Origin of the sequence: Stieleria bergensis, assembly GCA_007745635.1 — a bacterium.
GTDB lineage: Bacteria > Planctomycetota > Planctomycetia > Pirellulales > Pirellulaceae > Stieleria > Stieleria bergensis.
In genome coordinates this window covers 4,408,426-4,421,545 of the sequence record CP036272.1, presented here as the reverse complement: position 1 = coordinate 4,421,545, position 13,120 = coordinate 4,408,426, and the positions used below count along the sequence as shown (strand labels likewise).

Sequence of the window (13,120 nt, the reverse complement as noted above, 5' to 3'; positions counted from 1 at the left end):
GTATGACTAAAGGAAAACCAACCAGCGAAAGCGTCTTCGATATTCAACGCATCCGCGACATCGTGAAACTGATGGAAGAGCACGAGTTGACGGAAGTGGATCTCCAGCAAGGTGACGACCGAATTAAGCTCGGCCGGGGCGGACAAGCCCCCGTTGTGGCCGCTTCGGTTGCGCCCGTAGCGGCACCCGCCGCAGCTCCGGCTGCAGCAACGCCCGCCGCTGCTGCCCCAGCGGTCGACGACGATACCATTACCATCAACGCACCGATGGTCGGAACGTTTTATTGCAAAGCGAACCCCGAATCAGATCCCTTTGTGCAAGTGGGGACAAAAATCTCCGCAGACACCATTGTCTGTATTGTCGAAGCGATGAAGGTGTTTAACGAGATTCCGGCTGAGTGCAGCGGCACGATTGTCGAAGTCCTGGTCTCCGATCAAGAGGCGGTGGATTTTGGCAAGCCAATGTTTCGGGTCAAACCCAACTAACGTCGCCGTTCGCACAGCGGGACTGATTGCAGGCAATGCGGCTCTTGCTGCCGGCTGCCTTGCTGAGTGACTTGCCGATTGACGCGAATTGAGTGTTGCCAGGCAACCAACGCTCGCTGATGGACTGTCGTCAGTGCGTGATGGATGTAGCCACTGGGTTCGCACATGTTTTTTTGCAGGACCTTCAGTCAAACGGTTCGTGTTGCCACGCTGCCAGCGAGCGATCACTGTCCGTGTCGCCTGCTGAGGCGGGCGTGCTGAAGTGATGTGGGCACATTCGGTAGCACAATCTTGGGTGTGAACAACACCAACACCTCTATTGGATTACAACGTGTTTCAAAAAATCTTAATTGCCAACCGTGGCGAGATTGCCGTTCGTATCATTCGCGCTTGTCGTGAGTTGGGCATTCAGTCGGTAGCTGTTTACAGCACCGCCGATGCCGACAGTATGCACGTTCAGTTGGCTGATGAAGCGTACTGCGTTGGCGGCCCCAAAAGTGCCGACAGCTATCTGAAAATTGATCAGATCATTGCAGCCGCCGAAGTCGGTGACGTCGATGCGATTCACCCCGGCTATGGCTTCTTGGCTGAGAACGCTCACTTCAATGAAGTCTGCCGCAGCAGCGGGTTTGAATTCATCGGCCCCAGTCCCACCGCAATGGAGAAACTGGGCGATAAAAACACCGCGCGCTCCATGGCAATCGCCAACGAAGTGCCTGTGGTTCCCGGTAGTGATGGCTTGATTGAAGACGACGCTGCGGCGATTGAAACCGCCAAAGAAATCGGCTTTCCCGTTTTGATCAAGGCCACAGCCGGTGGCGGTGGCAAAGGCATGCGAGTGGCCGAAACCGCCGATGACCTGGAGAATGCACTTTCCCAAGCTCGCAATGAAGCACAAGCCGCGTTTGGCAACGGTGGCGTTTATCTGGAACGTTACATCACCTCGCCACGTCACGTGGAAGTTCAGGTGATTGCCGATCATCATGGCAACGTCTGTCACCTTTTTGAGCGTGATTGCAGTGTCCAGCGTCGACACCAGAAATTGATCGAAGAGGCGCCCAGCCCGAACTTGCCCGCTGACAAACGCAAAGCCATTTGTGAAGCCGCGGTACGCATGATCCGAGGTGCAGATTACAGCAATGCCGCGACGGTGGAGTTTATCGTCGATCAGAACGACGACTTTTTCTTTATCGAAGTCAACGCGCGGATTCAGGTCGAGCATCCGGTGACCGAGATGATTACCGGCGTGGATTTGATCAAAGAACAGATTCGCGTCGCTTCGGGCGAAAAGCTGTCGTTCAAACAGGACGACTTGAAGGTCATCGGACATGCCATGGAGTGCCGGATCAATGCGGAAAATCCGGATAAGAACTTCATGCCGAACCCCGGCTTGATCAAAAAGTTCTATGCGCCGGGTGGACTAGGCGTCCGTTTTGATTCTCACGTCTATGGTGGTTACAGTGTTCCGCCACATTACGATTCGATGATCGGTAAGCTGATCGTCCATTGTGTGGATCGCGAACAAGCGATCATCACCATGCGTAGAGCCTTGGCGGAGATTGTGACGGACGGGATTTCCACCACCGCTCCGTTCCACGATGTGGTGCTTCAGCATCCAACCTTCGTTGAAGGTAAGCACGACACGAAATTTGTAGAACGCGAATTCACCGGCAAATAATCCCTTGAGCGACAAACTGGTTCTTTGGCTGATTCTGTTGGCGGTGCTGCCACCGCTGATTATCAGCTTGATCAGTTTGTATCCCGTGCGGCGTTGGGCACAGCGTTTGGGATTGATGGCAAACCCTGGCGGCCATAGCACTCACACCAAGGTGACTCCGCTAGGCGGAGGCATCGGAATCTATCTTGGCATGATGATTCCGATGGTTGCCGGGACACTGTTTGTCTTGTTTTCTGATGCCATGCCCTGGTTGCCTGAGCTGTTGCCAGAGTCGCTGCGCCGTCATCTGCCTGGCATCCACAGCCGGCTTGGAGACCTCTGGGGCGTCTTAGGATGCGCCAGTGGTTTGTTTGTCTTGGGGATCTGGGATGATCGTCGTGGGGCACCGGTGAGTGTCCGGCTAGGGATCGAGTTTCTGCTGGCGGCAGTGACTGTCTATGTGTTTGATGTGCGTTTGACGGCCTTCATTGGCGCTGCTTGGCTAACGGATTTGCTGTCCGTGGTTTGGATCGTTGCGGTCATCAATTCGTTCAATATGCTGGACAACATGGACGGTCTTAGCGGTGGCATTGCCATGATCATTGCTGGTGCGATGGCAGCGGTTATGTTGACGACTCCAGTTGCCGGCGGAGGCCAACCGCAGTTATTTGTTGGCGGGCTATTGCTGGCTCTGTGTGGGGCGTTGCTAGGATTTCTTTGGCACAACCATCCACCGGCCAAAATCTTCATGGGCGATGGTGGCAGTTACTTTATCGGTTACATCATCGCGACGGCGATGCTGATGGCGACGTTTGCCAGTGATCCTCGTCCGCACGCCGTTTTAGCGCCGTTATGCGTGATGGCCATTCCGCTGTACGATATGTCGACGGTGTTATGGATTCGGATTCGCGAGGGACGCAGTCCCTTCAAAGGCGACCGCAGTCACTTTTCGCATCGCTTGGTCGATTTAGGGCTCTCACGCACACAGGCTGTGCTAACAATCTATTTGGTGACGATGACCTGTGGATTGGCGACGCTGGTGTTGGTTCACGTGACGGTGCTGCAGGCCTTTGCGGTGCTGGGGATTGTTGCCTGTATGTTGCTGTTGGTCGTCATTTTGGAGTCGACTGGATGGGCGAAGCAAAACGACAAGTGAAAAAACGCAAGCGTCCTTCCGGATCTGACAACCCGTCAGCAGAATCCGCGGCCGGCTCTTTAAACGAAGGCCACGCCACCGGTGATGCCCGAGGTCTCAGTGGGCAAGTGTTCGGTGGCAGTGCGATCGAGGGGTTGCCCCGATGGGTGATCATGCTGCGAGTGGCCAGTTATGCACTGCTAGGCGTTGCCTTGGCGTTTGTCGCCTGTTTTCCCAGCGACAGCGTGTTGGTAGAACGTGGCGATGCGCTGTGGGCCGTGGCGATCATGATCGTCCTGGCAACGTTTACCCTTGCCTCCCAAGCCTGGCATGATGGCGCTGGGGAAGTCGGCGGGGCTGGGAAAGGCTTTCCTGGTCACCGAGCGGGAGTGGTCTTTGACGCCTTGCTGTTAGCCTTGGGCTTGTGGATGATGCTGGGCGCGTTTGCCTGCTCTCCGCCGGGCAATTTGCGCATGGCGACCAACGAAGCTTGGCTTTGGTTGGCAGGAGCAACGCTAGTGGTCAGCGGCCGTCGTTTGCTAACCAGCGACCTGATTCGAGTCTCGGTGATCGCGATTGTCACCGTGCTGGCGGTCGTCCTAGGTCTGACGATTTTGTACGAGGCGTTTGTTTCGTTACCCGCATTGCGAGCGGAGTTTCTTGCCGATCAGGAAGCGTTTCTGCGGCGTGCTGGACAGGATTTTGAGCCGAATTCTGCCGAGCGGATGCTGTACGCGAACCGTTTGCTTGATGGTGGCCCCGGCGGAAATTTTGTGCTTGCGAATTCCGCCGCCGCGCTGCTTCCTTGGGGCGTTGTGGTTTCATTGGCCTTTTTAAGAAGCCTTTTTGCGCGGCGAGAGCAGAGCGATGCCGAAGACTCTGGACGTGTCCCGTTTAACGGACCAGTGTTGTTGCTTGTTGCGGTCGCATTGCTTTGTGGAGCCGCATTGATGGCGACCAAAAGTCGCTCCGGAATGTTGTCTTGTTTGTTCGGGATCTTTTGGCTCTGGTCCGATCGCATCAAAATCGCGTTTCTGTCCCGCAATCGATCCATGTTGCTCGGCGGTGCGGTGCTTGTAGCGGCGATTGGCTTGGGCGTATTGGTCTTTGGGGATTCGGAATGGATCGAGACCGCTCCCGCGTCGATTCGATTTCGATTCCACTACTGGATTGCCACCCTTGGGATGTTGTTGCAGCACCCTTGGTTTGGCGCCGGCCCGGGGTCGTTCCAAGCCATGTATCCTCAGTTTCGGTTACCGATCGCCAGCGAATCGATCGCCGACCCACATAACTTTATTTTTGAAACACTCGCGTCCGGTGGCTGGATCGCCGGTGGAATCTTGCTGTCGCTATGCGGATTGGGCTACTGGTTTCGCAAGACGTCGGGGGACCGTGACGTGGTGGCTGAATCACTTGGCGACGCGGCGCCCTTTTCTCGATTGGCGGCGCGAGCGATCTGGATCGGTAGCCTTGTCACGCTTGGCGTGGTCGGACTGTTTCAGTTGGCGATCAACAATGGCGAATTGGCGGCCTATTGCCTGATCGCTGGTCTAGCGCTGTTGAGCTTCTTTTGGCTGTCCGTTCGTCTGTTTTCGCAGGTCTTGGATCAACAGGCGCAAACCCGATTGATGGTGGCGTTGTTGAAGTTGTCACTCTTGCATCTGGCGTTTTCTGGGGGCTGGACCGTGCCGGGTGTTGTGTTGCCAATCTGGTTGTTGGTGGCGATGCTGGTTCCGGTTGGCAAGAACGCTAGGCAAGAATCTGGCGCCACCAAACAGCTAGACTCAGGCGATGCACAGCGACGCATGACGCTGGTTTCTGTTAGCTCGCTCGTTGCGGGGCTTGTGGTGTTGTTGGTCTTTCACTCCGTTGCGCTGGGCCCGGTAGAAAAAGCCAAGCGGCTCTTGGATGTGGCCACGGCCGATACCAGCCGGGGGGACTATTCCAGCGCGATCAAGGTTTCTCAGTTGGCCACCGAAGCGGATGCTTGGTCCACCGAACCTTGGCTGACCAAGGCCTTTGCGGCCTCCAGTGGGTTGCTTTCCAGTGCGTCCAATCCGCAGCGCAGGCACCAGGCCAGCCAACTGAGGGAGGTTTGGCAATCCAGTATGCAGGAGGCATTGCAGCGATTTCCTGCCGATTGGACCTTGTATGCTCGCTTTTCTGATCAGCGGTTGGTGGTTTATCAGTGCTCTGGTGAAGCAGCCGATCTTGAAGCGTCAGAAAAACTGCTCCATCGTGCCGTTCAATTGAATCCTCATCGCGTGGCCTTATTGGCACAATTAGCAGTCGTCGCGGAGGCTCGAGGGGACGTGCAACGGGCCCGGGAATTGGCGGATCGGGCTCAGAAAACCTCGTTGCTGGGGGGCAATCTTGTTCGCAATTTGGACCGGCAGATGCTGTTGGAGCCGCGCCAGATCCCGGCATTCTCGCAGGTTGGCGCGACACTGGCACCAGCTAGCGAGCTTTTGCGGCCATTGTTGCCCGAATCGGCCGAACCACGACCGTCCGGTTGACGTAGCTTTCTGTGGACCATCCTAGCGATTGAGTTGCTAAACTCTGTTTGCGATGCAGCTGACACATTGGCGCTGGTGAACCGTGATAGGATGGTCGCTTTCAGCCCATTACGCCTTGTATCTGGTTACTCTAGGGAACTGCCGTGAAGTTCTTTTTGCCCGTTTGTTTGATCGTTGTCGTCATCGGAACCTCCATCGGATGGGCCGTCAATCATTATTCGTTTGGTTGGCGGGAAGCCCGGTTTGGCGAATTAAGAATGGATGGAAGCGTTGACGCGGACAATTTGAGCGAGCATTTGGTATCGCTGCGCCCAAACGCGGCATCGAAAGCTGAATTGCCCAACGGCAGCATCCATGATTTTGGGTCGATGGCGCAGGGCGAGCAGGGCGAGCACACCTTTGTGATCAAGAATGTAGGCAACGCCCCGCTTACACTCAAAAAAGGGGCCAGTACTTGCAAGTGTACGTTGGCGAACCTCGAAAAAGGCTCGTTGGCTCCTGGTGAAGAAACCACGGTCAAGTTGGAATGGACCGTGCAAACCGCTGAGCCTCAGTTCTCGCAGAACGCTGAAATTCGTACCAATGATGCGACCATTGGTGCGATTTCGTTGCAGATTCGCGGGAAGGTTTATCGAGAAGTCGAATTTGTGCCCGACAGCATTACCTTTGGTGAGATCGCCGCCGATGATGCGTTTGAGTTTGCTGGCGAAATGTACAGTTACTTGGACGATACCATCACGATTCAAAAGGTCTCCTTTGGCAGCAAGCGTTTGAACGCTCTTTCAGAGATTCAGTGGGAGGCACTGCCCAGAGAGAATTATGATCTCGTCCACGAACAGGCCAAGCAGGCGTTTCGTTTTGTCGCCAAAGTAAAACCGGGATTGGATCAAGGATCGGTTTCAACGCCTTTGAAGGTCCAGTTCTCCAAGGCCAGCGAGCCCAATTCACAGGATCCCGAGAACTGGTACGTGACCACCGTTTCCTGCGCTGGCAGTGTTGTTGGCGAGCTGACGGTTTTAAAAACATCTCTGGTCAAAACGTCCTCCAATGACGTCAATTATTTGAATATTGGCGATGTTGGCCCCGGCGACGATCTGGAGTACCCGTTCCTGCTGAAGTTTAAAGGCAGCCAGGCGGCGAAGACCAACCTTTCGATTGGAGCCTGCACCCCGAAAGACTCGGTCAGCGCGACGATCGAAGAGCTTGGGAAACCCAACCCAAACAGCACCAGCCGCACGTTCCGCGTCAAGGTCAAGCTGACTCCCGGGCAATCCGTCGTCGATTTGCGAATCAATGCGACGGATAACGTGGGCTGGGTCACGATTGAGTCCGATAATCCTAAAGTTCCTGCACTGCGTGTTGCGCTGAACGTCAAAATCGAGTCCGTTCCCTAAACTCCGTCTCGTCGTCTTCGGACAGCGGCGAGCTCTCAAGGTGGTGCCGTGCGTCGATCGATCCTCACAACAGCCAGTTCTTCGCCCCAGTTCCCAAGCCGTCAGCTGATGGCACCGGGGCGGTGGTTTTCTACAGCACCTTGGTGCTTGCTGGCCGCGGCGTCAATGGTGTTGTTGGGCTGTTCCGATTCGGGCCAGCCGTCCAGCAACGGTGCTGGTCAGGCCAAGACCGCTGACTCAGCGTCGCAGTCCGGTCAATCGGCCAGTGAGACGGATTCCCAGGCCTGGACCGTTGACTCGCCCGTCGACACGACGTCTCAGGACAAGCCAGATGCCGGTCAGCTAGCAGCTGGCACCGAAGCCGCTGACGACGACCCAGCTGACGACCCAGCTGGGCCAGAGGATTACCGCACCTGGGAATCCCCCCAGGCGGTCTTGGTCGTGACTGGAAACCAGCACGGCTACATCGAGCCTTGTGGTTGCACCGGTCTTGATCGTCAAAAAGGTGGTGTCGCTCGTCGCATGACCTTCATGACGCAACTGAAGGAAAAGGGCTGGCCCTTGATTCCCATCGACGCGGGGAATTTGATTCGTCGCATTGGCGCCCAAGCATCCATCAAGTTTGAACAGTCCACCAACGCGTTGAAGCAGATGGAGTATCAAAGCGTCGGGTTTGGACCGGACGACTTGCGGCTCTCTGCGACCGACTTGATCTCGTACACCTATGCCGACACGCCCGAGCAAGCGATGTTCGTCTCGGCCAACGTCACGCTGTTGGATCCCGAATTGTTGCCTAAGTTTAAACTGGCCGAGCAAGGCGACATGGTTGTCGGCGTCACGAATGTCTTGGACCCCGAAAAGGTTGATGCCAACAACAGCAGCGACATCACGGTAGACGATCCCGTTGAATCCGCCCAAAAGGCGCTCGATGAGATGAACAAGGCGGGCGCGGAATTTCGAGTCCTGGCCTACTTTGGAACCGAGGAGGCCGCACAAGCTGTCGCCAAAAAAGTCGGTGGCTATGACCTTTTGGTCGTCTCCGGTGGCTATGGTGAACCAACTTACCGGTCGCTGGACATTGAAGGTTGTGACACCAAGATGATCGTCACCGGCAACAAGGGCATGTATGCTGGTTTGGTGGCGCTGAAGAAGGATGCTTCGGGCGCGGTCACGCAGACTGCTTACAGCCGTGTGCCGTTGACTCATGAATTCAAGGACGCGCCCGCCATGCGGAAGCTGATGGCGGACTATCAGCAACAGCTTGAACAATTGGGCCTAGACGGTTTGGGACTGCGTCCTGTCCCACATCCATCAGGTGGTCAGTTCATCGGTTCGGCCGCGTGCGCCAAGTGTCATCAAGACGCGTTCGATGTCTGGGAATCAAGTCCTCACGCCTTTGCTACCGAATCGATCGTCGAGCCCGCCGAGGGACGGGGCGACGTCGCACGCCACTTTGACCCTGAATGCATTAGTTGTCACGTCACCGGTTGGAATCCCCAGGAGTACTATCCCTACGAAAGTGGATACCTCGATCTCACTCAGTCCAGCCATCTGACCGGCAGCGGCTGTGAAAACTGTCACGGTCCAGGGGCCGCGCACTCGGCGGCGGAACAAGAGGGTTCGGGAGTGAGTGAAGAGCAGCTCAAGGCTTTGCGACTGGCGATGCAGCTGCCGCTGGATAAAGCACGCGACAAGTGCATGACCTGCCATGACCTGGACAATAGTCCTGATTTTCATGATCCAGACGCGTTCGAGGACGAGTACTGGCCGCAGGTGGAACACTAGCCACTGGTTAGCTGTCACTCTTTCGTCTACGGCGCATCGCAACGTTGCGAACTGTTCAAGCACCTGGTTCGGTCGTTGTTGGCGGCGCGTCGCCTGCTGGTTGGCGGTTTGCCGCTGGGTGTGCCGTGAACTGGCTTGCTGGATGCCGCCGCCGTCAACTGTGTGTGTCTTGACGGTCGCTTGTGCTGGCGGGACGGGGCGTGAAAGCCTCGTCATCGCAACGTGCTGGAGTTGCATTGAACGCTGCCAGTTCCGGGAATGCTGGACGAGTGTGTTCTGTGATTTTCAGGTTCAATCGAGCCGCTGGTAGATCTCGCTTGGCGGCTAGTCGCATTCCAAGGGACGGTCTAACAAGGGGCTGTTTCAGCACTGGACGCTTTTAAAATCCGGTACTACAACGGACGCTAACGCTGGTTAGTTTCTTTTTGAAGGACGAACGATGAGTGCTCACGATGTTGACCGTGCCATTGAATTGGCTGCTGAGTTGTTGACCGTTGCCGCGGGTCTACAGACCGCCAGTGAACGACGTCAACAGGCGGAACTGGACCGCATGATTGGCCATGATGAAGACAAGGCGACACTCGTTGAAATGACGGACCAGGCCTTCCGCACGCATACCCCAGCGCGAGTGGCTGATCAATTGACGCACCTGTTGGATGTGCAGGGCGTGCCACGGTTCTTCAGTCCCGTTGAACAGGCGATGCTGCGTGGTTTTCAATCCTTTGGTGCTTACCTTCCCGGTGTTGCAGTTCCGCTGGTCAAGGAAAAGATGCGGCGGGAAACTGCCAACGTGATTCTGCCTGCTGACCCCGATTTATTGCGCACTCACTTGCAGCAGCGTCAGCAGCAAGGCGTGCAGATGAATCTGAATCTGCTCGGCGAAGCGATTCTCGGTCAGCGCGAGTGCAAACGCCGCATTGATGAGTGCTTGGATGCGCTGCGAATGCCAGATGTGGCCTGTTTGTCGGTCAAGATCTCCACGGTTTACAGTCAAGTGTCGGCCTTGGCCCGCGAGCATACCATCACGAAGGTTTCGGATCGGTTGGAGTTGCTTTATCGCACTGCGTTACAGGAAACCACGGCGCAGACGGGCCAGAGCAAATTCCTGTATTTGGACATGGAGGAGTATCGTGATCTGTACCTGACTGCGGATGTGTTGCGCGAGGTATTGCGCCGGCCGGGGTTGGAACAAGCGCGTGCCGGTATTGCGCTTCAGGCATACATCCCGGATTCCTTCCCGGTCTTGCTGGAGTTAATCGAATGGTCGGCTCAGCGCGTGCGTGAGGGAGGCTTGCCATTGACGATTCGCTTGGTCAAAGGCGCCAACATGGAAATGGAGCGGGTCTATGCATCCATCGCTGGCCATCCTCAGGCACCTTATCAGAACAAGCTGGAGACGGACGCAAACTACAAGCGAATGTTGCGGCATCTGCTTGATGGTGCAGCGTCGGGAGCAGTGCGTGTTGGAGTTGCTTCGCACAACCTCTTTGACGTTGCGCTGGCGTTGTTGTGGGCCGATGAGCGATCGCTGGAGGATCAAATACAGATTGAGATGCTCGAGGGGATGGCCAATCATCAGCGTCGGGCGCTCTCGGATCGTGGTAGCAGCCTGCTGTTGTATGCGCCCGCGTGTCGTCAAGACGGTTTCTTAAATGCGATCGGATACCTTGTGCGTCGGCTTGACGAGAACACTGGCCCAGAAAACTTCTTGCGGCACACTTATCGTTTGACACCCGACAGCGAAGAATTTGACAGGTTGGCTGAAGGATTTCGTCAGTCCTATGAATTGTTGGAACAGGTCAGTGGATTGCCGCGATTTCAAACGCATTCAAAGACTTGTCAGCGTTCCGTGCCGCCGGATCAACCGCCACCGGCGAGCAGTTGGGACCAATGGGTCAATGAGCCAGATACGAATTGGGCGATCCCATCGAATGTGCATTGGGTGCAAGAACACCTGAATCGCTGGCATCAGCAATGTGACGAAAGAGCGGTGGAAGTGCCATTGATGGTTGCCGGTGATGTGATCACCGCGACGGTACGCGAAGAGGCTACCGACCCATCGCGGCCGGAGACCGTGGTGTGCCGTTTTGCGGTCGCTGATCAGAGCCAGGTTCAGCAAGCGGTTCAGGCGGCTCGAAAGACTCAGCCACAGTGGGCGGCGACCGACATTCAGCATCGGCAGGGACTGCTGCGACAGACCGCTCAGAACTTGCGCCTTCGACGCGGCGACTTGCTGGGAGCCATGGTGGCTGATGCCGGCAAAACGGTTGCTCAGGCAGATCCCGAGATCAGCGAAGCGATTGACTTTTGCGAATTCTATCCGCTAACGGTTCAGCATTGGAGTCAAGACAAGAGCCTCCAGGCCTCACCGCGAGGCGTGGTGTCCGTGATCACGCCCTGGAATTTTCCGTTGGCGATTCCCTGTGGTGGAGTGGCCGCTGCACTGGCAGCCGGAAACTGCGTGATCTTAAAACCAGCACACGAAACTGTCTTGACGGCTTGGTTGCTGTGCAACGCGTTTTGGGATGCGGGCGTTCCCCGCGAGGTGCTGCAAATGATTCCTTGCGCTGATGAAGACGCTGAGTCCGGTTTGGTGAAAAACAGGGACATTGACGTTGTGATCCTTACCGGTGGAACCGCGACGGCCAAGCGCATGCTAAGCGTGCGACCGGATTTGCACTTGCTTGCCGAAACCGGAGGCAAGAATGCCACGATTGTCACTGCGATGGCCGACCGAGATCAGGCCGTCAAGCATGTCATTGAATCCGCCTTTGGGCACGGCGGGCAAAAGTGCAGTGCCACGTCATTGTTGTTGTTGGAAGACGAAGTGTTTGAAGATCCCGTTTTCCGTGACACACTAGCCGACGCGGTTGAAAGCCTAATCGTTGGTTCGTCTTGGGACTTGTCCACTGCGATGGGCCCTTTGATTCATCCACCCGGAAAGGATTTGACGCGGGGTTTGAAGACACTTGAAGACGGCGAAAGCTGGTTGGTTGTCCCCGAACATGTGGTTGGGAATCCCAATCTGTACCGGCCTGGAATCAAATGGAATCTCCAGCCCGGTAGCTTCACTCATCGCACGGAATTGTTTGGCCCCGTGCTTGGCGTGATGCGTTACTCACGGTTGGAAGAAGCGATCGAGATTGTAAGACGCACCGGCTATGGTCTGACCAGCGGTATCGAGAGCCTTGACGAGCGTGAGATTGAACTCTGGAAGCAAACCATCCATGCTGGCAACTTGTACGTCAATCGGTCCACAACGGGTGCGATTGTTTTGCGTCAGCCTTTTGGTGGTGTTGGATTGAGCGCCTATGGCCCGGGAGTCAAAGCCGGCGGCCCGCACTATGTCTTGCCGCTGATGCATTTGACGTCTGCAACGTCAACGATCGATGCAACGGTGGATGTGGCGACCGAGTCCTTGGTAGCGGGTTTGCAGCCCTTGCCGGATTGGTTGCACGCGGCAAGCCAATCAGGATTGTTGTCTGACGGCCAAGAACGCCAACTGGCCAGTATGATTCACAGCGTCAGCCAAGCCGTGGAGACAGAATTCAGCCAGGAGCATGATTCGGTGCGTTTGGTTGGACAGGATAACCTGCGGCGCTATCGGTCGCCCAAAAGCGTTACCGTCCGCGTCGATCGGGAGGACGATATCGATGCCACACTGCTGACCTTAATCGCGGCCATCGGTGTGCAAACGCAGGTCACCGTTTCGATTGATCCGGAATTGGCAACGCAAGCACATCAGTTGCTCGACCGCCTGGGAGACGCTGTTCCTGGCGTGATTCATCCAATGGAGGAGTCCGGCGAACAGTTGGCCGAACGCATCGCTGAAGGTGACGTCGATCGTCTTCGCGCACTGAGCCCACTGACTCGCGCCGATCAGCAAGCGATCTTAACAGCTTGTGCGGAACAGTTTGTCACCGTCATCATTGAGCCCGTGTTGGCCGCGGGGCGGATTGAATGTCTGCGTTACTTGGATGAACAATCCGTGTCGGTCGATTATCACCGTTACGGCAATCTCGGGCGTCGAGCGGGCGAGTCTAGATGTCCGGTGGCGTAGTTTGTCGCCGGTAGCGCAGCTTCTTCATTGCCGCGCTGTCTCATCTCATCTTAGAGCAGGCCCCGCGATGGCGCTTGCTGGAGCCTTT

Annotated in this window: 7 protein-coding genes; all 7 read left to right on the top strand. The window is 56.2% G+C overall.

All coding sequences use genetic code 11. The features are described from left to right. Positions 1–2: 2 nt before the first annotated feature. The 7 genes from accB to SV7mr_RS15650 all read left to right on the top strand — a co-directional run bounded on the left by accB (position 3) and on the right by SV7mr_RS15650 (position 13,032). Entirely contained in the window at positions 3–485 is a 483-nt protein-coding gene (gene accB / locus SV7mr_RS15680) for an acetyl-CoA carboxylase biotin carboxyl carrier protein (RefSeq protein WP_145274098.1), read from the top strand. Positions 486–816: 331 nt separating this feature from the next. Then, positions 817–2,163 (top strand): acetyl-CoA carboxylase biotin carboxylase subunit, encoded by a 1,347-nt coding sequence (gene accC / locus SV7mr_RS15675; RefSeq protein WP_145274095.1) that lies wholly within the window; start codon positions 817–819, stop codon positions 2,161–2,163. A 4-nt stretch (positions 2,164–2,167) separates the two neighbouring features. Continuing rightward, positions 2,168–3,298, top strand: coding sequence for an MraY family glycosyltransferase (locus tag SV7mr_RS15670; protein ID WP_419187457.1), 1,131 nt, complete (start codon positions 2,168–2,170; stop codon positions 3,296–3,298). After that, positions 3,274–5,793, top strand: coding sequence for an O-antigen ligase family protein (locus tag SV7mr_RS15665; protein ID WP_145274092.1), 2,520 nt, complete (start codon positions 3,274–3,276; stop codon positions 5,791–5,793). Before SV7mr_RS15670 ends, SV7mr_RS15665 begins: the two co-directional genes overlap by 25 nt. A gap of 143 nt (positions 5,794–5,936) precedes the next feature. Beyond that, positions 5,937–7,187: a DUF1573 domain-containing protein gene (locus SV7mr_RS15660; protein WP_145274089.1), complete on the top strand. Its 1,251-nt coding sequence runs from the start codon at positions 5,937–5,939 to the stop codon at positions 7,185–7,187. Positions 7,188–7,235: 48 nt separating this feature from the next. Beyond that, positions 7,236–8,972, top strand: a complete 1,737-nt coding sequence (locus tag SV7mr_RS15655; protein WP_419187456.1) for a multiheme c-type cytochrome — start codon at positions 7,236–7,238, stop codon at positions 8,970–8,972. 439 nt (positions 8,973–9,411) lie between these two features. Continuing rightward, positions 9,412–13,032 (top strand): proline dehydrogenase family protein, encoded by a 3,621-nt coding sequence (locus SV7mr_RS15650; RefSeq protein WP_145274086.1) that lies wholly within the window; start codon positions 9,412–9,414, stop codon positions 13,030–13,032. Positions 13,033–13,120 lie beyond the last annotated feature (88 nt).